General features: G+C 34.7%; 21 protein-coding genes and 1 tRNA gene. 15 read left to right on the top strand and 7 right to left on the bottom strand.

All coding sequences use genetic code 11. The annotated features are described in order from the left end of the window. Positions 1-14: 14 nt before the first annotated feature. From EZM65_RS13150 to EZM65_RS13140, 3 genes are all read right to left on the bottom strand, one after another. Positions 15-626, bottom strand: a complete 612-nt coding sequence (locus EZM65_RS13150; RefSeq protein WP_136669018.1) for a DNA-3-methyladenine glycosylase — start codon at positions 624-626, stop codon at positions 15-17. Positions 627-723: 97 nt separating this feature from the next. Then, on the bottom strand, positions 724-3,195 hold the full coding sequence (locus EZM65_RS13145; protein WP_136669017.1) for a DUF5686 family protein: 2,472 nt from the start codon (positions 3,193-3,195) through the stop codon (positions 724-726). Positions 3,196-3,272: 77 nt separating this feature from the next. After that, entirely contained in the window at positions 3,273-4,256 is a 984-nt protein-coding gene (locus tag EZM65_RS13140; RefSeq protein WP_256371346.1) for a pyruvate dehydrogenase complex E1 component subunit beta, read from the bottom strand. Between the two features lie 168 nt (positions 4,257-4,424). Here EZM65_RS13140 and EZM65_RS13135 point away from each other — a divergent pair, with 168 nt between their 5' ends. The 8 genes from EZM65_RS13135 (at position 4,425) to EZM65_RS13100 (ending at position 10,720) form a co-directional block, all read left to right on the top strand. After that, complete coding sequence (locus EZM65_RS13135) at positions 4,425-5,171, top strand: electron transfer flavoprotein subunit beta/FixA family protein (RefSeq protein WP_136669015.1); 747 nt, start codon at positions 4,425-4,427, stop codon at positions 5,169-5,171. Between the two features lie 76 nt (positions 5,172-5,247). After that, complete coding sequence (locus tag EZM65_RS13130; protein WP_136669014.1) at positions 5,248-6,216, top strand: electron transfer flavoprotein subunit alpha/FixB family protein; 969 nt, start codon at positions 5,248-5,250, stop codon at positions 6,214-6,216. A gap of 110 nt (positions 6,217-6,326) precedes the next feature. Beyond that, positions 6,327-6,947 carry a bifunctional nuclease family protein gene (locus EZM65_RS13125; RefSeq protein ID WP_136669013.1) on the top strand — a complete coding sequence of 207 codons (621 nt, stop codon included), beginning with the start codon at positions 6,327-6,329 and terminating at the stop codon, positions 6,945-6,947. 72 nt (positions 6,948-7,019) lie between these two features. Continuing rightward, on the top strand, positions 7,020-7,844 hold the full coding sequence (locus EZM65_RS13120) for a thymidylate synthase (RefSeq protein ID WP_136669012.1): 825 nt from the start codon (positions 7,020-7,022) through the stop codon (positions 7,842-7,844). A 123-nt stretch (positions 7,845-7,967) separates the two neighbouring features. Continuing rightward, entirely contained in the window at positions 7,968-8,294 is a 327-nt protein-coding gene (locus tag EZM65_RS13115; RefSeq protein ID WP_136669011.1) for a 2TM domain-containing protein, read from the top strand. Then, positions 8,287-8,781 carry a dihydrofolate reductase gene (locus EZM65_RS13110; RefSeq protein WP_136669010.1) on the top strand — a complete coding sequence of 165 codons (495 nt, stop codon included), beginning with the start codon at positions 8,287-8,289 and terminating at the stop codon, positions 8,779-8,781. Before EZM65_RS13115 ends, EZM65_RS13110 begins: the two co-directional genes overlap by 8 nt. Positions 8,782-9,282: 501 nt before the next feature. Then, the gene (gene ubiE / locus EZM65_RS13105; RefSeq protein ID WP_136669009.1) at positions 9,283-10,014 is read left to right on the top strand and encodes a bifunctional demethylmenaquinone methyltransferase/2-methoxy-6-polyprenyl-1,4-benzoquinol methylase UbiE; all 732 of its coding nucleotides are present in this window, start codon (positions 9,283-9,285) and stop codon (positions 10,012-10,014) included. 1 nt (position 10,015) lies between these two features. Continuing rightward, positions 10,016-10,720, top strand: coding sequence for a porin family protein (locus tag EZM65_RS13100; protein WP_136669008.1), 705 nt, complete (start codon positions 10,016-10,018; stop codon positions 10,718-10,720). Positions 10,721-10,725: 5 nt separating this feature from the next. Here the strand turns inward: EZM65_RS13100 and EZM65_RS13095 are convergent, their stop codons facing one another. Then, positions 10,726-11,454, bottom strand: coding sequence for an RNA methyltransferase (locus EZM65_RS13095; RefSeq protein ID WP_136669007.1), 729 nt, complete (start codon positions 11,452-11,454; stop codon positions 10,726-10,728). 31 nt (positions 11,455-11,485) lie between these two features. Between EZM65_RS13095 and EZM65_RS13090 the strand changes: the two genes are divergently transcribed. The 3 genes from EZM65_RS13090 (at position 11,486) to accD (ending at position 16,086) form a co-directional block, all read left to right on the top strand. Continuing rightward, a complete protein-coding gene (locus EZM65_RS13090; protein WP_136669006.1) occupies positions 11,486-14,032 on the top strand; it encodes a BamA/TamA family outer membrane protein in 2,547 nt (848 codons plus the stop codon). A 40-nt stretch (positions 14,033-14,072) separates the two neighbouring features. After that, on the top strand, positions 14,073-15,140 hold the full coding sequence (fbaA, locus tag EZM65_RS13085; protein WP_136669005.1) for a class II fructose-bisphosphate aldolase: 1,068 nt from the start codon (positions 14,073-14,075) through the stop codon (positions 15,138-15,140). Between the two features lie 91 nt (positions 15,141-15,231). Continuing rightward, positions 15,232-16,086 (top strand): acetyl-CoA carboxylase, carboxyltransferase subunit beta, encoded by an 855-nt coding sequence (gene accD, locus EZM65_RS13080; protein ID WP_136669004.1) that lies wholly within the window; start codon positions 15,232-15,234, stop codon positions 16,084-16,086. Positions 16,087-16,187: 101 nt separating this feature from the next. On the opposite strand, the gene EZM65_RS13075 is transcribed toward accD, so the two are convergent. Next, positions 16,188-16,260, bottom strand: a tRNA-Gly gene (locus EZM65_RS13075). A 141-nt stretch (positions 16,261-16,401) separates the two neighbouring features. Here EZM65_RS13075 and EZM65_RS13070 point away from each other — a divergent pair. Beyond that, a complete protein-coding gene (locus tag EZM65_RS13070) occupies positions 16,402-16,839 on the top strand; it encodes a GNAT family N-acetyltransferase (RefSeq protein ID WP_136669003.1) in 438 nt (145 codons plus the stop codon). 2 nt (positions 16,840-16,841) lie between these two features. Continuing rightward, positions 16,842-18,485 carry a murein L,D-transpeptidase gene (locus EZM65_RS13065; RefSeq protein ID WP_136669002.1) on the top strand — a complete coding sequence of 548 codons (1,644 nt, stop codon included), beginning with the start codon at positions 16,842-16,844 and terminating at the stop codon, positions 18,483-18,485. Here EZM65_RS13065 and EZM65_RS13060 read toward each other — a convergent pair. Continuing rightward, entirely contained in the window at positions 18,429-19,136 is a 708-nt protein-coding gene (locus EZM65_RS13060; RefSeq protein WP_136669001.1) for a murein L,D-transpeptidase catalytic domain family protein, read from the bottom strand. The genes EZM65_RS13065 and EZM65_RS13060 overlap by 57 nt on opposite strands. Positions 19,137-19,357: 221 nt before the next feature. On the opposite strand from EZM65_RS13060, the gene EZM65_RS13055 reads away from it, so the two are divergent. Both EZM65_RS13055 and gpmI read left to right on the top strand, forming a co-directional pair. Then, a complete protein-coding gene (locus EZM65_RS13055) occupies positions 19,358-21,817 on the top strand; it encodes a DUF5916 domain-containing protein (protein ID WP_136669000.1) in 2,460 nt (819 codons plus the stop codon). 47 nt (positions 21,818-21,864) lie between these two features. Further along, positions 21,865-23,382: a 2,3-bisphosphoglycerate-independent phosphoglycerate mutase gene (gpmI, locus tag EZM65_RS13050; RefSeq protein ID WP_136668999.1), complete on the top strand. Its 1,518-nt coding sequence runs from the start codon at positions 21,865-21,867 to the stop codon at positions 23,380-23,382. A 113-nt stretch (positions 23,383-23,495) separates the two neighbouring features. Here the strand turns inward: gpmI and EZM65_RS13045 are convergent, their stop codons facing one another. Beyond that, entirely contained in the window at positions 23,496-25,400 is a 1,905-nt protein-coding gene (locus EZM65_RS13045; RefSeq protein ID WP_136668998.1) for an alpha/beta fold hydrolase, read from the bottom strand.

Here is a 25,400-nt window from a genome sequence, read left to right as displayed (position 1 = left end):
CTACTCAAAAAAAATTAATATTGATACGTAATTTTCCTGCCTCTTTTCTGCAGGTAATAATGCCATAATAAAAAGGATGCATAAGTCCTGTAAGGCGACCATAACCGTGCATATTCCACCATTTGTTCTTTATCATCAAGTAGTAAAAGTTCTTTCATTGTATTCACTATAGCAACATCTCCTATAGGCAGAACATCCTGTTTTTGCAGACAGAACATCAGATACACATCGATTGTCCAGTTTCCTATACCCTTTAAACGGATAAGCTCTTCACGGACTTCTTCAGATGATTTTAGGGAAAGTTTTGACAAATCAATCTTGTTATGCAAAACAGCATCGGCAAGATGATTGATATATTTGGCTTTTTGTCTGCTGACACCGTAGGTTCTAAACTCTTCTTCTGAAATATGAATTAAATTCTGAGGCAAAATAGCTCCAACTGCGTCACGCATCCTTAAAAAGGTTGCCTTTGCCGAATCTATTGAAACCTGCTGCTCCAAAATAAGAAGTACAAGGGTTTCAAAACCTTCCGGACGCGACGGAATGATTTCAGGCAGACCGTATTCATCTACAATCTGCCTGAAAATCTTATCATTTTGCTGCAAAAATTCAAATGCTTCTTTCATATGTTTAAAATTTATTTTTTTAGCGGTAACATATGGTATCGCGCATTTTAATCATTGGTGTTTGTTTGCAACAAACTTGCTGTTAGTGGCGATTTCATTAGAAATAAAATCCAAAGCCTGCTTTAACTGTAAACTTTTTAGCATCCGGCAATTCTAAGTAATTACCACGCCAAGCGAAGTCAATTCGTAAACATTTAAGAATATTTCCAACTCCGGCATGATACTCCCAATACCCTTTTGTAGGTGCCAAATAATTCAATCCGGAAGCGTTAATGGCTTTGTTTTCGTCTGATACATTTCCATAAATGGCTTTTATCCCTACAATTTCACGCCAGTTAAGTTTTTTCATAAAAGGAATTCTCGAAAACAATCTTCCGTTGAAGTGATGTTCTAAATGCAGGGAAGTATATTCGTCTGTTACAAATTCATAATAATTCATCAGGTTATAGGTATTGTCAATCACAAAATAAGATTGATTCCCCGGAGCTACCGCCATTAATCCCAACGGCACCTGACCAAATATTTTTCCGGTTTCAAAAGTAGCAAATGTACGTCCCATACCTCCTAAATAAATAGGCTGACGATAATATAACTGCAGTTTTTGATAATCAAAATCACTATTAAAAATACCTTTTACACCTTGGGTAAAGTTTACAAAGATTCTGGAATAATTATTATCCACTTCCAATCGTTCCACACCATAACCAACTGTTTTACGTTTAGGTGTATAATCCAGCCCTATGTTATATTCGTACTGATTAATTTTTGACTTTATCATTCCATTGTCAAAATAATCCAGACTAAAAGTTGGAGAAGCCGACTCTAAGCTTCGAAAAGAAAATCCGGTTTTGATGACAAAACTTTTTAACGGTTCAATTTCAGCCGAAAAAGTAGTCAGTTTCACATTGGTTAACTTGCTGTTGTCTCCGCTGGCAAAAACCGAAGAGGAAGCAAAACTTCTTCCCAGTACATCGTTGGAAGTTGTTAAACTCACACCTATCTGTTCAACATCACGGCGGTTTCCGGCGGTAAGGATAATTCTGTTTTTCTTGTCAACCATCCATTTACCCGAAATTCCGTATTTGAATTTATCGTCTTTAAATCCGTAGGCCGTATAACCTTCAATTCTCCACAAATCATTGGCACCAAAATACGTTCTTCCACCCAAACGGATACGCTGTCCTTCTATGTCGTTATTTCCAAAAATTGAATAAATAGGTCCGATATCAAAATGTCCTTTCTGAATGTATCCGCTGGCAATAATCGTGGTCAGATTATACATCTGCTTGAACTTCTTAACAGTTTTAAGCGTATCCAGCATCTTGTAAACTCCAAGCTCATCTTTACTCAGATTCTCCATTCTGTTTTCTTCCCAGAAAGACTCATCACGCTTGAAGGCCATTGGATCAAAATCATTAACGCTTTCCTTATAAAACTTATCAGACTTTTCCTCATTAAACTTATGGTCACTGAAAATAGTTGTCCGTTTACCATAAACTCCTTTTGATTTTTCCCTTTTACTTAAAGAGAAATCAGACATCATATAGTCACGTTTTAACAGGAAAACTGAATCGTTAAGCACATCAAATTCCTGTTCGATATAAATATCTTTAACCCAGTTGATGTTGGCACTTTTTGAAGCCGTCAAATTAATTTTCTTGATTGCAAAAGTGGTATCATTTACCCAGAAATCACCTTTAAAAGTCAATTCTCCTTTACGGCGCGGATAATAAATGATATTGTAACACCATTTATTGTCTATACGGGCACTGTCTGCCAAAACATAGTTATACGTATTGATTCCCGTTTTAGACAATGGACTCACAAAGTTTTTATCAAAAAAGTTCAAATAGTTATTATAAATATCATAGTCAGAATACAGGTCTTTAATAAAAGTCTCCACTCCCGCTCCCTCACCTAATCCGGAATTTTTATTTCCAACCAAAACCTCTTTCTTTTTACCTTTTTTATTATCACCATAAACATCATAAAGTGATTCGTTGATAAAGATCGGCAAATAGGTTTTACCTGTAACTCTGGATGTATCTATTTGTTTAAAAATAAACTCCAGACCTTTAAATACTCTGTTTTTCATAAAAGCAGAATCAATTGAATTCATATCAAATTCAACTTTTTCATACTTTTTCATGGCATACTGATTGAATTTATACAATCCGTTTGAACGCTTCTTCTCCCATATTTTTCTAAGAATATCCAGCGCCGGATTATTCTTTTTTGATGTTTTACCTCCAAAAACTTTTATTTCAGCTAATTCTTTTGTACTTCCAAATTTAACTCTCAAACCATAAGTCACCGATTTATCCAATTTGACTTCTGTATTTGGAAAACCAACATAACTCACCATGATTGCCTGATAGCTGTTTTCTGACTGCAGGTAAAATTTTCCATTTTCATCGGTAGTAACACATTCACGGGTGCCCTTAAAACAAACGTTTGCATACGGTACTGTTTGATTCATATCATCATACACCACACCGCCCACTTTTGTCTGTGCTGTTACTGAAGGTATTGTTACCATAATCAGCAACAGAAATATAATCTTTTTCATTTAACTCTAAGTAGATTTAGGCATAAAATTAAAAACTCCATCACAACGATGGAGTTTCAAATATAGTATGTTTTTTATTACTTGTACATAACTTTTTTAACCGCTTTAATAACATCCTGCGCGTTAGGCAACCATTCTTTCAATAAAGTTGGCGAATAAGGAGCTGGTGTATCAGCAGTTGTAATTCTCTGGATTGGCGCATCCAAATAATCAAACGCTCTTTCCTGAACCATATAGGTAATTTCAGAAGCTACAGAAGCAAATGGCCAAGCCTCTTCAAGAACTACTAAACGATTTGTTTTTTTAACAGAATTAATAATTGTATCATAATCCATAGGACGAACTGTACGCAAATCAACAACTTCAACTGAAATTCCTTCTTTTGCTAATTCTTCAGCTGCAGCCAAAGCTTCTTTAATAATCTTACCAAAAGAAACAATTGTTACATCCTTACCTTCACGTTTGATATCAGCTACTCCTAATGGAATTAGGTACTCTCCATCAGGCACCTCTCCTTTATCTCCATACATTTGTTCTGACTCCATGAAAATAACTGGATCATTATCACGAATAGCTGCTTTCAACAAACCTTTTGCATCATAAGGTGTTGAAGGCACAACAACTTTTAAGCCAGGTGTATTTGCAAACCAGTTTTCAAAAGCTTGTGAGTGAGTAGCTCCTAATTGCCCTGCAGATGCTGTTGGTCCGCGGAAAACCATCGGCATTGGAAATTGTCCGGCACTCATTTGGCGCATTTTAGCCGCATTGTTTATAATCTGGTCAATACCTACTAATGAAAAGTTGAATGTCATGAACTCAACAATTGGTCGGCAGCCATTCATTGTTGAACCTACAGCAATACCTGCAAATCCCAACTCAGCAATAGGAGTATCAATTACTCTTTTAGGACCAAATTCATCCAACATCCCTTTTGAAGCTTTGTACGCTCCATTATATTCAGCCACTTCTTCACCCATTAAATACACCGATTCGTCACGGCGCATTTCTTCACTCATTGCTTCACAAACGGCTTCTCTAAATTGTATCGTTCTCATATTTATTTTCGTTTCTATAAAATGAAACGCAAAAATATAAAATTTACTCCAATTTCTATTTGATAAATAGATGCTTTTGAAAAAAAATTAAAAAATTTTACTATGCACGCATACTATTTTAAACATTTTTTTTATAACTTTGTTTTTCCAATTTTTAAACCAATTCAATTAACAATGAAAATATTAGTTTGCATCAGCCACGTGCCTGATACTACTTCAAAAATCAACTTCACAAACGGTGATTCAGAATTTGATACAAACGGAGTACAATATGTAATTAATCCAAACGACGAATTTGGATTAACAAGAGCTGTTTGGTTTCAAGAACAACAAGGCGCTACTGTAACTGTAGTTAACGTAGGTGGTGCAGACACAGAACCAACATTAAGAAAAGCATTAGCTATTGGCGCAAATGAAGCTATTCGTGTGAATGCCAATCCTACTGACGGTCTTTTTGTTGCCAAACAATTAGCAGAAGTTATCAAAAACGGAGGTTACGACCTGGTAATCGCAGGTAAAGAATCATTAGACTACAATGGCGGTATGGTTCCTGGTATGACAGCTGGTTTATTAGGGTACAACTTCGTAAATTCATGCATCGATTTAAAAGTTGAAGACACTAATGCAACAGCTATCCGTGAAATTGACGGAGGTAAAGAAACTGTTACAACTTCATTGCCATTAATTGTAGGCGGTCAAAAAGGTTTAGTAGAAGAAAAAGACTTACGTATTCCTAACATGCGTGGTATCATGACTGCGAGAACTAAAACATTAAATATTGTTGAACCGGTAGGTGCTGAAGTTGCTACAAAAGCAGTAAAATTTGAAAAACCGGCTCCTAAACAAGCGGTAAAATTAGTAAGCCCGGACAATCTGGACGAATTAATCAACTTATTACACAACGAAGCAAAAGTTATCTAGTATTCAGTGTTCAGTTTTTAGTGTTCAGTTAACAAACTTAACCTCTAAACACTTAACCTTTTAAACTCAAAAAATTATGTCAATTTTAATATACGCAGAATCAGCTGAAGGTAAATTCAAAAAAGTAGCTTTTGAATTAGCTTCTTATGCAAAAAAAATAGCAGAATCTTTAGGGACTACTGTTACAGCTTTAACAATTAATGCAGGAGATACATCTGAATTAGGAAAATACGGAGTAGACAAAGTATTAAAAGTTACTAACGATAAATTGAACAACTTTAACGCAAAAGCTTATGCTGACGCTATCAAACAGGCAGCAGAGAAAGAAAGCGCCAAAGTTATCGTTTTATCATCAACTACAGATTCATTATACCTGGCTCCGCTGGTTTCCGTAAACCTAAATGCCGGTTACGCTTCTAACGTTGTAGCTTTACCTGTAAGCACATCTCCTTTCCAGGTAAAAAGAAATGCTTTTTCAAACAAAGCTTTCAATATCACACAAATTGATACTGATGTAAAAGTATTAGCTATTGGTAAAAACAGTTATGGTTTAGTAGAAGCTTCAGGAGCTGCTGCTGCTGAAGATTTCGCACCGTCTATTTCCGATGCTGATTTTGGTGTACAAACACAGTCAGTAGAAAAAGGTTCAGGAAAAGTAACTATTGCTGATGCTGATGTAGTAGTATCTGGAGGACGCGGATTAAAAGGTCCTGAAAACTGGGGAATGATCGAAGAATTAGCAGCTGTTTTAGGCGCTGCAACAGCATGTTCAAAACCAGTATCTGATCTAGGATGGAGACCTCACAGTGAGCACGTAGGACAAACTGGAAAACCTGTAGCAACAAACTTATACATTGCTGTAGGTATCTCAGGAGCCATCCAACATATTGCTGGTGTAAACTCGTCTAAAGTAAAAGTTGCAATCAATTCAGATCCTGAAGCACCTTTCTTTAAAGTAGCTGATTACGGAGTTGTGGGCGATGCTTTTCAAATCGTACCGGCTTTAATCGAGAAATTAAAAGCTTTCAAAGCTCAGAATTCATAATTCACAGTATTAAAAACTATGTTGAAAAGAGTCACATTTTTGTGGCTCTTTTTTATTTTAAGAAGCGAAAGTTTTTTGTTACTTTGCAATGATATATTCACAGCCAGAAAATGAGTTTAGTAAAGCTATCAATTAAAGGAATTTCTTACAGTCAAACCCAGAACGGTGCCTATGCATTAATTCTAAATGAAGTTGACGGAGACAGAAAGCTGCCAATTGTAATCGGAGCTTTTGAAGCACAATCTATTGCTATTGCATTGGAAAAGGAAATCAGACCTCCAAGACCATTAACACATGATTTGTTCAAAAATTTCGCTGAACGGTTTGACATAGTTATCAAGCAAGTTATTATCCACAAACTTGTTGACGGTGTATTCTATTCCAGTATGATTTGCGAACGCGATAAAATTGAAGAAATCATAGATGCAAGAACTTCAGATGCTATTGCATTAGCTTTACGTTTTAACGCTCCAATTTTTACTTATAAAAACATTTTAGACAAAGCGGGTATTTACCTCAATATGTCAAATGAAGAAAAAGAGAACGCTGCTGATGATGATATTCTTACCCCGCCTGAAGCTTTTGGCGTTAGTACAGAAGAAGATGCAAAAAACACTTATTCCAGATATTCGCTGGCAGAGCTGCATGATTTAATGGAACAGGCTGTCCAGGAAGAAGATTACGAAAAAGCCGCGAAAATCCGTGACGAAATATCAAAAAGAGAATCGTAAAATGTCGATTCGGCTATTTGTTAATTCGGTTATTTGAATCCACAAATAACCAAATAACCAAATCCACAAAAAATGAAGCAATATTTAGATTTAGTCAAGCACGTTTTAGAAAATGGGAATCAAAAAGGAGACAGAACAGGAACAGGAACCAAAAGTGTTTTTGGTTACCAGATGCGTTTTGATTTAAGCGAAGGTTTTCCTATGGTGACCACTAAAAAACTACATCTGAAATCAATAATTTATGAATTGCTTTGGTTTTTAAAAGGCGACACCAACATCAACTATTTAAAAGAAAAAGGAGTACGTATCTGGGACGAATGGGCTGATGAAAATGGCGATTTAGGACCTGTTTACGGTCATCAGTGGCGCAACTGGAACAGCGAGGAAATCGACCAGATCAGCGAATTAATCGAAACATTAAAGAAAAATCCAAACAGCAGAAGAATGATTGTTTCTGCCTGGAATCCTTCTGTTTTACCGGATGACAAAAAACCATTTGCAGAAAATGTGGCAAACGGAAAAGCGGCTTTACCGCCATGTCATGCTTTCTTTCAGTTTTATGTAGCCGACGGCAAATTATCATGCCAGTTATACCAGCGTAGTGCGGATATTTTCCTTGGTGTACCTTTCAATATTGCTTCTTACGCCTTATTGACTATGATGATTGCTCAGGTATGTGATTTACAGCCGGGAGAATTCATTCACACTTTTGGTGACGCACATATCTACAACAATCATTTTGAGCAGTTAGAATTGCAATTGAGCCGCGAACCCAGACCGCTTCCCAAAATGATTTTAAATCCGGAAGTGAAAAACATCTTCGATTTTACATTTGAGGATTTTACATTAGTTGATTATGACCCGCATCCACATATCAAAGGGATTGTTGCGGTATAGCCAAAAAAAAGCTCAAAAGAAGATAAATTAATTTAAAAAAAGAAAAGCTAGAAAAAGCCCCACCTAACCTATGGATTTTAATTTAAAATAATTTTTCTAAATTTAAACCATAAACCCAATTTTATGGATACTAATCAACACGAACTATACGAATACGCCAGATTACGCATTAAACAAAAGAAAAGACTATATTTTCACTTTGTTTTAATGGTAGTCGGTAGCTTGTTTCTCCTTGCTTCAAACTATCTTTTAGGACTTTTCCCTGAAACTCACTGGTCGTTGTGGGTAATCACTGTCTGGGCATTTATTTTCATACTGCATTTCATCCGTGTTTTTGTTACAGATAGTTTTATGAACAAAAAATGGGAACGCGAACAAATTGACAAACTCATGACGAAACAAGGAAGACGTATTGAGCAACTTCAAAAAGATTTGGATAAAAATGTCTAGAAATATCACTTTAATTGCCGCAGCGGGAGAAAAAAACGAATTAGGCAAAGACAATCAACTGCTTTGGCATCTTCCTGATGATTTCAAATATTTCAAATCGACGACTTCCGGCCACTATATTATAATGGGCCGAAAGACTTTTGAAAGTTTTCCAAAACCCCTGCCCAACCGCACACACGTAATTATTACCCGTTCAAAAAATTACAGTGCTCCGGATGGATGTATTGTTACCAACAGCATTTCAAGTGCTGTTGAAGCCTGTCCGGACAACGAAACTATATTTGTGATTGGCGGCGGTGAAATTTACAACCAGAGCATGGCAATTGCCAACTGCATCGAATTAACACGGGTACACCATACTTTTGATGCTGATGCATTTTTCCCCGCAATTAATCCGGAAGAATGGGAATTAAAAAAATCTGAATTTCATGCTTCTGATGAGAAACATCAATACGCATTTACATTTGAAACCTATTACAGAAAATAAAAAAAGCACCTAGAATTAATCCGAGGTGCTTTTTTCTAATGTCATCGTTTTGGTACAACTTCAATCCTGATTGCTTTTTATTGTTCAACCAAACTTTTATGGCCAATAAAAAACGGAGATAGAATCTCTAACATTGCATTACCAAATACCACTAAATGTAATACAACAAAAAAACTAAAATTTCCAAAAACAAATTTAACCCAAAGAACGTTTGTGACACTTTTTAAGTAGATGAATGCATCTACATTTTTCTTGATTGAAAATGTAATAATTGTGTCTTATTATCCATCCTGTCATACCGTTAAATTACAAGAACTTTAAACGATTAATTAGACTACTAAGATAAAGTATTAATTTAATTCACACAATACCAGATTGTTAGTATTTTTAAAAATACACGTTTTCAGTTAGATTTTACGATGACTTTTTCTATTTCATCGATAAAAAGCACGTTTGGGTGCATTAAAAATTAAATTCTATATTTGTTCCAAATATTTTTTTATGTCAATCAGCACAAAACCATACAAAAATTCTGACTCAAGCAAGAAAGAACAGGTCTCAAAAATGTTCGATACCATATCTAGCAACTACGATAATTTAAATAGAATTATTTCTTTTGGGATAGATGTTAAGTGGCGTAAAAAAATTGTCAAGATGGTTAGCGCTATCCAACCCAAAAAGATTTTAGACATTGCAACAGGAACCGGTGATTTAGCCATTTTGATGACAAGTACATCGGCTGAAAAAATTGTTGGACTGGACATATCAGCCGGAATGCTGGAAGTGGGCAAACAAAAAATCGCTGAGAAAAATCTATCCAGCAAAATAGATATGGTTTTAGGTGATTCAGAAAACATTCCTTTTGAAGACAACACTTTTGATGCTATAACCGTAAGTTTCGGGATACGGAATTTTGAGAATCTTGAAAAAGGCCTTTCTGAAATTTTACGTGTTCTAAAGCCAAATGGAATTTTTGTGATTTTAGAAACTTCTGTCCCTGAGAAATTTCCTTTTAAACAGGGATATAAATTCTATACAAAAACAATAATGCCTATCATTGGTAAACTATTTTCCAAAGACAAAGTGGCTTATCAATATTTGGCAGATTCGGCTTCAATTTTTCCTTACGGGGAACGTTTAAACAATATTTTGAAAGAAATTGGGTTTATTAATGTAAAACACGCCCCACAAACTTTCGGAGTTGCAACCATTTATTCGGCATCAAAAAAGTAACATGAAAAAAGTATATATATTCCTGTTGGTTCTTTCTTCTTTTTTAGGGACTGCTCAATTCAAAAAGAGTATGTTTTCAAGAAAACCTTTAATCAATCTCGAAAACTTTGACAAGCAGCGTTTGCATTTTGGATTTTTTCTGGGCTTTAACAGCTATGATTTCAAAATTGACAAAAAATACGACGGACAGGATATTATTGTTGACAGTCAGACAGGTTTCAACGTAGGTTTAATTGGTAATTTACGCTTACATGAATATATAGATTTACGCTTTGAACCAGGATTATATTACGGACAAAGAAATTTACGTTTCCCCAACATCCCAGATCCTGTAGATGCTTTACGCGAAGTAAAATCAACGTATATTCATTTCCCGTTATTATTGAAATTTTCATCAAAAAGAGTCGGCAATATACGCCCTTATGTACTGGGAGGCGTTTCTACTTCAATGAATTTATCCAGCAATGCTGATTCTAAAGACGACAATTCTTCAGAGCGTTTCAGAATGTTGAAAAACACGAACAACTATGAATTAGGAGCCGGAATTGATATTTACTTTGAATATTTCAAATTTTCCCCATCAATCAGAGGTGTATTCGGACTTAAAAACGAAATGATTCCTGATAACAACCCTGACAGTGATTGGACAGGAAATGTCTCATCAATGAAAACAAGAGGAATCTTCATTAATTTTGCTTTCCACTAAGAAAATCAGGACAGCCTTTTAAATTCACTCAAAACGATTGCAGCCGCTGTAGCAACATTCAAACTTTCGGTTTGCTGCAAATCACCAAAACGGGGTATACTTATTTTTTGGGTAATCAATCTTTCTATTTCTTTAGAGATACCGTTTGCCTCATTTCCTAACACGATGATGCCTTCCTGCGACAATTCTTTTTTGTAGATATTTTCACCCTCCATAAAAGTTCCATAAACAGGTAAAGAAGTTGATTCAATAAATTCGGGCAAATCCAGATAATGCACCGCTACCCTTCCTATTGATCCCATAGTAGCCTGGACTACTTTTGGATTAAAAACATCGACGGTTTCTTTTGTACATACTATTTGTGTAATTCCAAACCAATCACACAAACGGATTATTGTTCCTAAATTCCCGGGATCACGCACATCATCAAGTGCTACAGTCAATCCGTCTGGCTGAATTTCTCCTTCATCAGGGATTTTAAAAAGCGCCAGACAATCATTGGCAGTTTTTAAAGCCGACATCTTTTTTAAATCAGCATCTGTAATAATTGTCTTTTGTGAAATGCTTACCTGAGGAAACAAATCTTCTGTACAATAAATATGATCTAACTCAAACTTAGAGTTTAAAAGTTCATTAATTACCTTAATTCCTTCAGCAAAAAACAATTGATGCTGCTTCCTATATTTTTTTTGAACTAAACTCGTTATAAGTTTTATTTGGTTTTTGCTGACCATAAATGTATTTTTGAATTAAAATTCTTTCAGTTTGAATAAAATCTTCACAAAAATATCAATATTATTTCTAATTGCGTTATTTATTACGGCCTGTAACGCTGTAAAAAAAGTTCCTTCAAATAAATACCTTCTAACAAAAAACAAACTTGAAGTAGACGGTAAAACAGTTAAAGACGAAAATATTACCGCACAGATTATACAACAGCCTAATTCATCTTTCTTAGGCTACCCTCTTCGTTTACAAATGTATAATCTGGCTAAAGAAAATTCAGATTCCATATTCAAGGAAAGATTTATAAATAACAAAAAGAAATACGAAAGATTATCCAAAATTCTTTCAAAGAAACAAGTGTACAGACTTGGCAAATCCTTCTGGTATTCCGGATGGCCTAATTTTTTAAAAAAAACCGGTGAAGCTCCAGTTATCATAGACAGTTTAAAAACCATCCGGACAACAAAAAGACTAAAAGCCCTTTACGAAAACGAAGGTTATTTAAGAGCTAAATCAGGTTTCAAAATAAATTTTGAGGCTAATAAAAAAGGCAGTATAGAATATTTTGTCACAAAAGGCGAACCTTACATTTTAGACACCATCTACAAAGATATCCCAAACAAAACAATTGATTCTTTGTATAGTCTGGTGGATAAGAAATCATTGGTAAAATATGGTGACCAATACAAAGCGGAAAACTTCAGCGACGAAATAAGCAGACTTACAGAATACTTTAGAAACAAAGGAGTCTATCATTTTCAGCAGCAAAATATAATTTTTGAAATTGATACGGCCACGACTAAAACTCCTGTTATTATTAAAATAACTGACCAAAAAGTAAAACAGGGAGATTCAACCGTAACCAGGCCTTTCAAAATATACAAAATAGGACGTGTAAACATATTTACAAACGATAAGGCTACAAAAATGGAGAAAGCCGTTGCAGACAGCGTTACTTATAAAAACTTCCGCCTGTACAGTACAAACAAACTCCGTTTCAGACCTAAAGCCATCACCGACGCTATTTTTATACAAAAAGACAGCCTGTTCAGTGACCAGAAAAGAACACAGACTTTAAGTTCGCTTAATAATCTGCGGATTTTTAACTATCCCAATATATTTTATGTTGAAAATCCAGAAGACCAAACCTTGACTGCAAACATAGTTTTGACCGCAAAAGACAAATACAGTTTTAGGGTTAACGCTGATATTACGCATTCAAACATTCAGGATTTCGGGTTATCCGGAAACACATCTTTTTCCATCCGGAATTTATTCAGAGGAGCTGAAATACTGGAATTAGGACTTCGGGGAAATATTGGCTCTTCAAAAGACTTTGCAAATCCGAGAGACCAGCTGTTCAATATACAGGAATACGGTGCTGATTTACGTCTGACTTTCCCTAGGTTGTTTTTGCCTTTTAATACCAATAAAATTATCCCTAAAACAATGTATCCAAGTACTTATTTCAGTACCGGATTTTCAAAACAGCAAAATATAGGATTGGATAAAGAAAATTTCACTTCTGTTTTTAACTACAGCTGGATTCCTTCGGCAAAAACAAATGTGAAATTTGATTTGGTAAACCTTCAGTACGTAAAGAACGTTAACATTGCCAATTATTTCAATGTCTATACTTCAAGTTACAATCAGCTAAATGAATTAGCACAGATTTACAACGACGAACCGACTTTTGTAGACTCAAACGGTAATTTAACAAAAGAAGCCGGCGGCGCTGACTTGTTCATGATATATGCTCTGGACGGAAGCTATCCTTCTCTTGACCCTGGCAGTAATGATTACAAAACTATTAAAAGCGTTAAAGAACGAAAAGACCGTTTGACTGAAAACAATTTAATTTTTGCTTCTAATTTCAGTTATTCCAAAACTTCCCAAAAAGACTTTTTTGACAAAGAATTTTACAGTTTTAAAACAAAAATAGAATCCGCAGGAAATGTTATGTCACTGATAGCCGACATTTCAAACCAGCAAAAAAATCTAGACGGATCAAAAAACGTGTTTGGACTTCAGTATTCACAGTACATCAAAGGTGAATTTGACTACATTAAACACTGGGATTTAAAACATAATAAATCAATCGCTTTCCGAAGCTTTTTCGGTATGGCGATTCCATATGGCAATTCAAAATCTATCCCCTTCTCGCGAAGTTATTTTGCAGGCGGTTCCAATGATAACCGTGGCTGGCAGTCTTATAGCTTAGGACCGGGAAGTTCAGGAGGCACTAACGATTTCAACGAAGCCAATATGAAAATTTCATTAAATACAGAATTCCGCTTTAAATTCTTTGGTGACTTAAACGGAGCCCTGTTTGCAGACTGCGGCAATATCTGGAACGTTTTTGACAGTGAAACAGATGAGAAAAAGATTTTTTCCGGAATCAAATCATTAAAAGATTTAGCTCTGGGAACCGGAGTTGGATTCCGTTATGATTTCAGTTTCTTTGTCTTCCGTCTGGATTGGGGATTTAAGACATACAATCCTGCCTTAGACCCTGACAGAAGATGGTTTAAAGAAATGGCTTTTAATAAATCTGTTTTAAATATTGGTATTAACTATCCATTCTAAAAGTAAATTTGTAATTTTGTCAATCTTAAAAAAATAACACATGGCACACAATATACAACCTGGGGTTGCAACAGGTGATCAGGTTCAGGAAATCTTTAGGTATGCAAAAGAAAAAGGCTTTGCTTTACCTGCAGTAAATGTAGTAGGTTCAAGTACTATAAACGGAACTATTGAAACAGCAGCAAAACTTAAAGCGCCAATAATTATACAATTTTCAAATGGAGGTGCGGCTTTTAATGCCGGTAAAGGTTTATCAAATGACGGTCAGAAAGCTGCCATTTTAGGTGCTGTTGCCGGAGCAAAACACATCCACACTTTAGCAGAAGCTTATGGTGCAACTGTGATTTTACATACTGACCACTGTGCTAAAAATTTACTGCCATGGATTGACGGCTTATTAGACGCATCAGAAAAACATTTTGCTGAAACAGGCAAACCGCTTTTCTCTTCCCACATGATTGATTTATCTGAAGAACCTTTAGAAGAGAACATCGAAATATGTAAAGGATATTTAGCCCGCATGAGCAAAATGGGCATGACTCTGGAAATTGAGTTAGGTATCACAGGCGGTGAGGAAGATGGAGTTGACAACAGTGATGTAGACAGTTCAAAACTATATACGCAACCTGAGGAAGTTGCTTATGCATACGAAGAGTTAATGAAAGTATCTCCCCGTTTTACTATCGCAGCAGCTTTTGGAAACGTTCACGGAGTTTACAAACCAGGGAACGTTAAATTGACTCCAAAAATCCTTAAAAATTCTCAGGAATATGTTCAAAACAAATACAACACCGGAAATAATCCTGTTGACTTTGTATTTCACGGAGGATCAGGCTCGACTTTAGAGGAAATCAGAGAAGCCATCTCATACGGTGTTATTAAAATGAACATTGATACCGACCTGCAGTTTGCATTTACAGAAGGTGTCCGTGATTATGTGGTTTCAAAGATTGATTATTTAAAAACTCAAATTGGAAATCCTGAAGGAGCTGACTCTCCCAACAAAAAACATTATGACCCAAGAAAATGGATTCGCGAAGGAGAAATCACTTTCAACAAAAGACTGGAACAGGCATTTGCCGATTTAAATAACATAAACACTCTTTAATTAAATTAGAATTTAGAGTTTAGGATTTAGAAAATTTCAAAACTATATTCTGAATTCGTAATTCTGAATTCAGAATTCTAAAATTAAAAAAATGGCTTGGTTTAAAAGAAAAGAAAAAGGGATTACTACACCTACAGAACATAAAATGGATGTACCTAAAGGATTATGGTACAAATCTCCAACAGGTAAAATTGTAGATGCTGATGAATTGGCAAGAAATCTATGGGTAAGCCCTGAGGATGATTTTCATGTTCGTATAGGAAGTGCTGAATATTTTCAGATTTTATTTGACAATAATGAGTTTACAGAGTTAGATGCAAACATGACATCTAAAGACCCGTTAAATTTCGTTGATTCAAAAAAATACTCAGAACGTTTAGTTGAAGCTACAAGCAAAACAAAACTTAAAGATGCAGTACGTACTGCTGTAGGTAAATCCAAAGGAAAAGACCTGGTAGTATGCTGTATGGACTTTGCTTTCATCGGAGGTTCAATGGGAGCTGTAGTTGGTGAAAAAATTGCACGTGGAATTGATTATTCGATCAAAAACAAAATTCCTTTTGTAATGATATCAAAATCCGGTGGTGCGCGTATGATGGAAGCTGCTTACTCATTAATGCAGCTGGCAAAAACATCTGCAAAATTAGCACAGCTGGCAGAAGCAAAAATCCCTTACATTTCATTATGTACAGACCCTACAACAGGGGGAACAACCGCATCTTATGCAATGCTGGGCGATATTAATATTGCCGAACCGGGAGCTTTAATTGGATTCGCCGGACCCCGTGTAGTAAAAGACACAACAGGTAAAGACTTGCCTGAAGGTTTCCAAACTGCTGAATTTGTTTTAGAACACGGTTTCTTAGACTTTATTTCACACAGAAAAGAATTGAAAAACAAAATAAATCTATATTTAGATTTAATTTTGAATCAAGAAATACGATAAAAATAAAAGCCAGCTTAAAGCTGGCTTTTTTATATTTACGAAATCAAGAATGAAATCTTTTTAAAATAAAAAAGTCCTAAAATAATTTAGGACTTTTTTTGAGCGGAAGACGAGGCTCGAACTCGCGACAACCAGCTTGGAAGGCTGGAGCTCTACCAACTGAGCTACTTCCGCATTGGGAGTGCAAATATAACAAAATAGATTTTAATTATTCAAACATTTTTTAAAAAAAATTCCGACGAAATACTAAATAAATCGTTTTAAAGTTATTCTTCTTAATTTAAAAAAATATTATAAATTATAAATTTGTTTTTTATGATTAGAATTGAAATCATTTCATCTGACCAAACGCTTCCTATAAGGCATGCGGTTTTGAGAAAAGGAATGCCTTTGGAAAGCTGCATTTTTGACGGTGATGATTTACCGTCAACCGTTCATTTTGGTATTTTTGAAAATGACGGGCTTAAAGGAGTGGTTTCGGTCTTTGAACATAAAAATTCCGTTTTCAATGAAACAAAACAATATCAGGTCCGTGGCATGGCAATTCTGGATTCCGAACAAAAAAAAGGTTATGGCAGATTATTAATGGAATATTTGGAACAATTTTTGAAAGAAAATAAAACAGACTTAATTTGGTTTAACGCAAGAGAAGGTGCTGTAAATTTTTATAAAAAACTTAATTATTCTGTAACAGGTATTCCATTTGAAATTCAGAATATTGGAATACATTTAGTAATGTTCAAAAAATTATAAACATGCGCTATTTTTACCCTGCAATACTTGGATTTATTATATACATCAGCTGTGCCAACAATAGCGGCAACTCTTCATTATCAACTGAAGAGAGCATCAAAAAAGCACTTAAAAATCAAGAATTACAGGAAAAATGGGATAATAAAGAAAATAGAGACGCATTATTAGAGGCTATCCGAAAATGCAACGATGAAGGATTGCTCCCTGAAGATTACAATTACAGCGAATTAATGAAGTATGAAGACGCAATCATTCTGACACCGGATCAAAATGAAGCATATCACAAATTACTGACTGTCTCTGCCATTAAATTTATTTCACATATAAAAAACGGCAAGATTAATCCAAATGAAATTTATAAGGATTGGGAATACACCCCTAAACCAATTGTGAATGATTCTATTTTTGAAATCATACTTACCAAAAGTAAAATAGACAGCTTAATTGAAGCCAGCAAACCAAAACACATTGTTTACAAAAATCTAAAAAAGGCATTATTCACTTTAAATACGTTACCCGAGGATAATTTTGACACCATAAAACCCAAAGCAAAAGAAAAACTTTTCTTAGGTCTTAAAAACAGTAATACAATTGCTGAAATAAAAGAAAGATTACGTTTCTGGAACGACTTACAGCCCTCAGACACATTAGCCAACACAGCTTTTGACGAAAATCTGAAAAAAGGTATTATCAGTTTTCAAAAGCGCCACGGATTGGAACAGGATGGAAAAATTGGTCCGGGAACATTAAAAGCTTTAAATTTCAGCAAAGAAAACCGCAAACAGCAAATCATAGCAAATCTTGAAAGATGGCGTTGGTTTCCTGAAGATTTGGGAACAAATTTTCTTGCCGTTAATTTGCCGGCATTCCAGCTTAAAGTAGTGGAAAACAACGATACAATCCAAACTTTCAGAGTAGTAATCGGTCAGACAAAAAGAAAAACCCCTGTCCTGTCCTCTAAAGTTGACAATATTGTTTTTAACCCCACCTGGACGGTACCGCCAACAATTATAAGAGAAGATTTAATTCCGGATGCCACCAAAAGCAGAAGTTATTTCTATAAAAACAGAATCAAAATATTCAATTATAAAAACGAACCCATTTCCGTTGGTAAATGGAAACCAAAAGATGCTTTAAATTACAAATATGTGCAAGACCCGGGATATAACAATTCACTTGGCGTAGTAAAGATTAATTTTAACAACAAACATTTGGTTTACATGCACGACACAAACCACCGCGAGCTGTTTGTAAACAACTACAGAGCCTTAAGCTCCGGATGCGTCAGAATACAGGAACCATTGCCTCTGGCTGTTTTTTTATTAAAAGACAAATTAAAAAAAATATACGTTAAAGAAGAAATTTCTCAAAAAGGTAAAAATCAACCTCCTAAATACAAAAGAAAATTAGTGGAGGTACCTGTCTATTCAATGGCAGAAATTGACACAATTGTAAAAGAGGAAAAAACAAAAGCCGTAAAGGTAAGTCAGAATTTCAACATTCATTTCTTATACTTTACAGCTTGGTACGATGGGATTTTTAATTTCAGACATGATGTCTACAACTATGATCCCGAATTATATCTGAGATTAAGCAACCAGTTTGCCGGCAATGTCGTAAGCTCTGCCGGGATGATAGATAAATAAACATGATCTTCCTTTAACAATATTGATAATTTCGTCTTTTATCGCTTCTGGAATTGCAGGACATCCCTGACTTCTGCCTAAATATCCCTGAGTTCTTAAAATTGAAGGATTAGCATAACTTGCTCCGTGCATCACTACAGCTCTTGCTCTGGCATTATCGTTGATTCCTCTTTCCTGTCCGTCCAGTTTTAATGATAAACCGTGTTTCCCGAAATAAGTTTCACCGGTAATATAAAATCCTAAACTGCTTTTATTCGAATTTGTCGCATTTGAAAAACTAGTAGCATATTCACCACCCGATTTCATTCCGTGTGAAACAACAGTATTATAAAGGATTTTATTAGCCACTAAATCAATCACCCACATTCTTTTTTTAGTAGATGACATACTAAAATCAATAACAGTTAAAACATCTTTCCCTACTAATCCTTTTTGTTTTAAAGCATAAAAACCAACCATAGCTTTCTTAAAACAATCTATTTGCGGTAAAGCAAAATTATTTGCGTTTAAGGAACTATAAACCATCTCAATTTTGGCAACCATATTAGTTGCTGAAGCACTCGCTAACAATTTCGGATCAGTGTTATTAGTAGTCTTTGGGGCAAAAGACATTAAGAATAACAGAACTAGGGGCAGCAATCTGTAAATCATTGACAATCTTTTAATTATGTTATTATTAGTATATCGCAAATATTATCAAAAAAAATATACCATCCAAATTTTTTTGCATTTTGTCGATTTTTTATGCATTTCATCGATAAAATGCATTACGCCTGTAGTTAAACAATTCTTAAAGAGTCTTTATCTGGTAAGGGTTTTCATTATATTTGAAACCAAATTCAATCATCAATCAAAAAACACTATAAACCGCTATGAAACAACACCTTATAGCTTTTGCTGTAATCTTTTTCCTCCAAAACAGTTATGGACAAAATGAAAAAAAGCCTGCAATGGCCTTAAACATGAAAAAAAGAATAACTGCATCGCGGATAAAAACCCCAATTTCTATAGACGGAATCCTGGATGAAAAAGAATGGGAAAATGCAGAAACTGCGAAAAATTTTGTAATGTTTGATCCGGATAACGGTAAAGCTGAAAAAGACAATTTAAAAACCGAAGTAAAAATAATTTACGACAATCATTCGGTTTATGTAGGTGCCGTTTTATATGACAGTGAACCGGATAAGATTCTAAAAGAAATCACAGAGAGAGATAATATAGGCGCTGCCGATTTTTTTGGTGTATTCATCAACGGCTTTAATGACGGCCAGCAAGAATATAGTTTTTTTGTTACCGCCAGCAACGGACAGGGAGACTGCATCAGGACACAACAGCAGGGAGAGGATTTTTCCTGGGATGCCATTTGGATGAGCCAGGCCAGGATAACCGATAAAGGATGGTTAGTTGAAATGAAAATCCCTTATGCCGCTTTGCGTTTTTCCAAAGATGCCAAACAAACCTGGGGCATTCAGTTTTTCAGGGAAGTACGAAGATTACGCCAGAAGTTCACATGGAATCCTGTTGACAATAAAATAGGGACTTTCACACAACAAACGGGTTTGCTGGATGGACTTGAAAACATAGAAACCCCTACCCGATTATTTCTGATGCCTTATCTTTCCTATTATATGAACAGCCCGGCTGACATAAAAGCAAAAGGGACTCTAAAAGGTGGTATGGACTTAAAATACGGCGTGACAGATGCTTTTACACTGGACGCTATACTGATACCAGATTTTGGTCAAACTAAATTTGACAATCAGATATTGAATCTAGGTCCGTTTGAACAGCAGTTCAACGAAAACAGACCTTTTTTTACTGAAGGAACCGACTTATTCAGTAAAGGGAATTTATTTTATTCAAGAAGAATTGGGGGTACTCCTAAATTTGATATTGATTTAGCCGAAGACGAATACATAGAAAAGTATCCCGGAAATATACAATTAATAAATGCCTTAAAACTTTCAGGAAGAACAGGTAAAGGACTTGGCGTGGGTATTTTAAATGCAGTGACCGAAACTACAAATGTTACAGTAGTTAAAAGAACACCTAATTCTAATCCAGATTTGCCCGAGAAACTTGAAAAAAGAAGAGAAACTTTGGAACCTTTAACTAATTACAATGTTTTTGTACTGGACAAGCGTTTTCAAAATTCATCCATTTCATTTATCAACACTAATGTTATGCGTGACGGGAGCTGGCAGGATGCTAATGCTTATGCTCTGGTTTTTGATTTAAACACCAAGAAAAATACCTTCAATTTATCAGGTGCTTCCAAACATTCAATCGTGCAAATTGATAAAACCGGTAAATATTCAAACGGTTATGCCAATGATATAAATTTTACAGAAACTACAGGAAAAATAAGATTCAATGTAGGGGCCGGATCTGTTTCAAAAGAATACAACGTTAATGATTTAGGAATTAACTTCCTTACAAATTATTATGAGATTTACGGAAACATCAATTACAGAACTTTAAAACCAACCGATAAATTAAACTCTTTCCGGATTAACTTCAACACCTATCAGCAGCATAACCTGCAAAGCAACTATTTACAAGATCAGAATTTTAATGTAAACGCACATTTCACTAATAAAAAGAATCATGGGGCCGGTATAGGCTTCAATGCAAATCCATTCAAAAGATTTAACTATTACGATCCGCGTGTAGAGGGCAGATATGTTATTTATCCTAAAAATTACAACATGTGGGCATACATATCTACTAATTACAATAACAAATTTGCTTTTGACACCAATCCTAATATAGGATTTGCAGAACAAAAAGGCTGGTGGTTTTATTATTTGGATTTTGCACCCAGATACAGATTCAGCAATAAATTGATGCTGGTTTTAAGAAACAGTGTCAACAATGAATTTAATGATTTAGGTTGGGTAGCAAATGACAACGGTACAATTGTTTTTGCAAAGAGAAACCGCTTAACTTACGAATTAGGTTTAGAAGGAAAATATTCCATTAACTCCCGAATGAACTTTAATCTGAACACAAGGTATTACTGGTCATATGCCGAAAACAAATCGTTTTACAAATTAAATGATAATGGCTATACATCAGCATATAATTTTACAGGAAACAGAAATTCTGATTTTAAATCATTAAATACTGATTTGAGTTTTTCATGGTGGTTTGCCCCTGGAAGTCAAATGACCGTTTTGTATAGAAACAATGCAGCTGATTTTTCCAGAAATGTGAATAAAAAATTCATTCAAAACTTTGAATCGGTTTTAAATCAAGATAAGTTAAACAACACCTTTTCAATTAGTGTAAAATATTTTATTGATTATAATCAGGCAAAACATTGGCTATAATTTTCTAACTTTGGGACACCATATTAAGAGGTTAATTTCTAATGTTTATGAACAAAAAAGTTATATTAATGATACTTGACGGCTGGGGAAAATCACCTGACCCGAAAGTATCGGCCATTGATAATGCCAATACCCCTTTTATTGACAGTTTATACACAAAATACCCTAATGCGTCATTACGCACTGATGGTTTGAACGTAGGTTTACCCGAAGGACAGATGGGCAACAGTGAAGTAGGGCATATGAACCTTGGTGCCGGCAGAATAGTGTATCAGGATTTGGCTAAAATTAATTTAGCCGTTCAAAACAAAACACTAAATCAGGAAAAAGTATTAAATGATGCTTTTGCTTATGCTAAAGAAAACAACAAACCGGTTCACTTTCTAGGATTGGTTTCTGATGGAGGTGTACACTCGCATACTGAGCATCTGAAAGGGCTTTTGGATGCCGCACAGGATTTTGGCTTAAATAAAGTATTCATTCACGCTTTTACTGACGGCCGAGATGTTGATCCAAAATCTGGTGTTAAACATATTGAAGATTTACACAACCACTGCCAGAAATCATCTGCTAAAATAGCTTCTATTGTTGGACGTTATTATGCAATGGACAGAGACAAGCGCTGGGAACGTGTGAAAAAAGCATATGATTTGATTGTTAACGGAACTGGCAAACATACAGATAACCCTGTTGCAAGTATTAACGAAAGCTATGCAAACAACATAACTGATGAATTCATAGAACCTATTGTTATCACAAACAACGACAATACTCCGTTAGCTGTTATAAAAGACGGTGATGTGGTCATCTTTTTCAATTTCCGTACAGACAGAGGCCGTGAATTGACAGAAGTACTTTCGCAGACCGACATGCACGAACAAAACATGCATAAATTAGACTTGTACTATGTTACTATGACTAATTATGATGACACCTATAATAATGTTCATGTTATCTACGATAAAGACAATATTACAGAAACTTTAGGAGAGGTTGTATCTAAAGCAGGAAAAAAACAAATCCGGATTGCTGAAACTGAAAAATATCCGCACGTGACTTTTTTCTTTTCGGGCGGACGCGAAGAACCTTTTGAAGGAGAAACACGTATTTTAAGAAATTCCCCAAAAGTTGCCACATACGATTTACAACCGGAAATGAGTGCTTTTGAACTTAAAGATGCTTTGGTTCCTGAATTGCAAAAAGGCGAAGTGGATTTTGTATGTCTGAATTTTGCCAATGGCGATATGGTAGGACATACCGGCGATATGCAGGCTGCTATAAAAGCCTGTGAAGCTGTTGACCAATGTGTAAAAGAAGTCATTGAAGCTGCTTTAGCAAACAATTACACCACTTTACTAATTGCTGACCACGGAAATTGTGACACTATGGTAAATCCTGACGGAAGTCCTAATACTGCGCACACAACCAATCCGGTTCCTTTAATTTTAATCGACAAGGATTTAAAGACAATACATGATGGTGTTTTAGGCGATATTGCACCAACCATTTTAGAATTAATGGCTATTGAAAAACCAGCTGTAATGACGAGCCATTCATTGTTATAGTCATAACCATCAATCAAATAAAAAGAGCAAAGTCAAAGACTTTGCTCTTTTTATTTTAATCTCATTAAATCTATCGAAGTTATCTAAACAAAAAAAATTTAAGCAAACTGTTTCTAAAAATAGAACCAGCTTAAAAAGTAATAATGGTATATACCGTAAGCTAAAATCAGTGTGGTTACTAAAGGTAAGTTTTCTTTTCCTTGTTTCATTAATAGAACCAAAGCAGTAAAGACAGAGCAAACTATTACTAATTTATATAACAGAAATACATAATCCCATCTTGACGGTATCCCAAAAGCCAGAATAAAAAGATTATCACTCATTACACTATTAAAACCTAATACAAGCGAGACAATAAAAGCTAAAATTAAAAATGATGTAATAAATAAAGACAGTGTTGTTAAACTTGGTTTCTTTTTAATTACAAATCTAACTAATGAACCCATAAAAACTCCCAGAATTATCATTAGAGAAATTATAAGCGGTAAAAAATAATACCATTTTTTAGCATTGAGTTCACTGCTCATTTTCACAACACCTTTATTGATATAAATCCCTGTTCTGAAATTTACATTTCTTTGGTCAAACTCATTCTTCAGTGAATCTTTGATAATTGTATTTTCAACAAAATCATTAATAATGGCCGCACCTGTTTTTGTGTAACCTAAAGTGTGTCCGTAAGCATATCCTTTTACTAATTGCACATTATTTTTATTAAAATTTAAAGCTGTTTTTTCTGCAAAATTTAATGATGTAATAGGATCAAAACCTCCTGATAAAATTAACACCTTAAAATTCTCATTATTTTTTAACGAAGTAGATTTACCAACTATTTGATTTGTTTTCCATTTATTGCAAACTTCAAAATCAGACCTGTAAAAAGAAAGTCCTCCTTTTAATTTTGGATAAGAAGAAGCAATAGAATCATACTTTTTTAAATTATTAAACGGAATAACATCATTGCAGGTAAAACAAAAATAATTTCCATAGTTAAGTGATAACGCACCCGAGAAAGCTTGTACCAATCCTGCCAGTGATGACGCATTTCTATCTTTAAACTGATAAATTAAAACCGGCAAAATCTCAGCTAATTTACGATTGTACAATGACTGCTGAATTGCAATTTTATAATCTTCAACGTTATAAGTAAATTTCCCTGCAGGTATAATTGATTTATCAACATTTACAGTAATTGGCTTTTTTTCCAACTCAACAATGTTTTGGTAATAGACTTTTTCAAGGTCAGGAAATTCTTTATTACAATTAGGATTCTCTCTGCAGTCTTTAAAAAGCTTATCTAAACTTTGCTTGTAATTTTTTGTATTATTAACATAATAATCAGCGATATCAGGGATAGAGGAATCAAGAATTAAAGAGCCTATTTCCTTAGGATACATTTTAGCATAAGTCTGACTGATAAACGTACCAAATGAAACTCCATAAACATTCCATTTATTGATTTTCAATGCATTTTTTAAAGCATGAAGATCTCTTGCTACAGAAATACTATTATAGGAATTAATATCCACTCCTTTATCTATCATTTCCTGTTTACATTCTAACGACACGTTGATTTTATCCAGAACATCTTTTTCTTTTGATTGGTTTTTTGCAAGTATCTGAAAAAATTTTTCTCCTAAATCAGGACATAATTTAGGTTCAGAAAAACCTGTACCTCTCAAATCTATTAGAATAATATCATGATTGCTTCTTAATTTATGATTTACCCAAAAAGAAATTCCGTCTAAAGTACTGGCACCAGGCCCTCCCTGTATAAAAACAACCGGATCTTTTTTTGAAGTGTTTTTAGATTTAACTACTGCAATTGCTAATGCATTTTTTGTACTTGTAGTTTTTTCCCAATTTTCAGGGACAGTAAAACGATAATAGTTAATATTTTCGTTTTTTAATTCTTCAAGCTCAGGAAAATAAGTTGCTACTTTCTCAAGTTTAACCTGAGAAAAAAAAGTATTAAAAAACAATAAAAATAAAAGCGAAAAAATAGGGTTTAATTTCAT

It is taken from the genome of Flavobacterium sp. H122, from assembly GCF_004959765.1.
Lineage (GTDB): Bacteria > Bacteroidota > Bacteroidia > Flavobacteriales > Flavobacteriaceae > Flavobacterium.
Note: the sequence above shows the minus strand (reverse complement) of the source record. Positions and strands in the feature narration are given on the sequence as shown.

Bases quoted from the DNA above. Each gene is read 5' to 3' on its own strand.
- EZM65_RS13150 (WP_136669018.1), bottom strand. From the start codon at position 626: ATGAAAGAAGCATTTGAATTTTTGCAGCAAAATGATAAGATTTTCAGG.
- EZM65_RS13145 (WP_136669017.1), bottom strand. From the start codon at position 3,195: ATGAAAAAGATTATATTTCTGTTGCTGATTATGGTAACAATACCTTCA.
- EZM65_RS13135 (WP_136669015.1), top strand. From the start codon at position 4,425: ATGAAAATATTAGTTTGCATCAGCCACGTGCCTGATACTACTTCAAAA.
- EZM65_RS13130 (WP_136669014.1), top strand. From the start codon at position 5,248: ATGTCAATTTTAATATACGCAGAATCAGCTGAAGGTAAATTCAAAAAA.
- EZM65_RS13125 (WP_136669013.1), top strand. From the start codon at position 6,327: ATGAGTTTAGTAAAGCTATCAATTAAAGGAATTTCTTACAGTCAAACC.
- EZM65_RS13120 (WP_136669012.1), top strand. From the start codon at position 7,020: ATGAAGCAATATTTAGATTTAGTCAAGCACGTTTTAGAAAATGGGAAT.
- EZM65_RS13115 (WP_136669011.1), top strand. From the start codon at position 7,968: ATGGATACTAATCAACACGAACTATACGAATACGCCAGATTACGCATT.
- EZM65_RS13110 (WP_136669010.1), top strand. From the start codon at position 8,287: ATGTCTAGAAATATCACTTTAATTGCCGCAGCGGGAGAAAAAAACGAA.
- ubiE (WP_136669009.1), top strand. From the start codon at position 9,283: ATGTCAATCAGCACAAAACCATACAAAAATTCTGACTCAAGCAAGAAA.
- EZM65_RS13100 (WP_136669008.1), top strand. From the start codon at position 10,016: ATGAAAAAAGTATATATATTCCTGTTGGTTCTTTCTTCTTTTTTAGGG.
- EZM65_RS13095 (WP_136669007.1), bottom strand. From the start codon at position 11,454: ATGGTCAGCAAAAACCAAATAAAACTTATAACGAGTTTAGTTCAAAAA.
- fbaA (WP_136669005.1), top strand. From the start codon at position 14,073: ATGGCACACAATATACAACCTGGGGTTGCAACAGGTGATCAGGTTCAG.
- accD (WP_136669004.1), top strand. From the start codon at position 15,232: ATGGCTTGGTTTAAAAGAAAAGAAAAAGGGATTACTACACCTACAGAA.
- EZM65_RS13070 (WP_136669003.1), top strand. From the start codon at position 16,402: ATGATTAGAATTGAAATCATTTCATCTGACCAAACGCTTCCTATAAGG.
- EZM65_RS13065 (WP_136669002.1), top strand. From the start codon at position 16,842: ATGCGCTATTTTTACCCTGCAATACTTGGATTTATTATATACATCAGC.
- EZM65_RS13060 (WP_136669001.1), bottom strand. From the start codon at position 19,136: ATGATTTACAGATTGCTGCCCCTAGTTCTGTTATTCTTAATGTCTTTT.
- EZM65_RS13055 (WP_136669000.1), top strand. From the start codon at position 19,358: ATGAAACAACACCTTATAGCTTTTGCTGTAATCTTTTTCCTCCAAAAC.
- gpmI (WP_136668999.1), top strand. From the start codon at position 21,865: ATGAACAAAAAAGTTATATTAATGATACTTGACGGCTGGGGAAAATCA.
- EZM65_RS13045 (WP_136668998.1), bottom strand. From the start codon at position 25,400: ATGAAATTAAACCCTATTTTTTCGCTTTTATTTTTATTGTTTTTTAAT.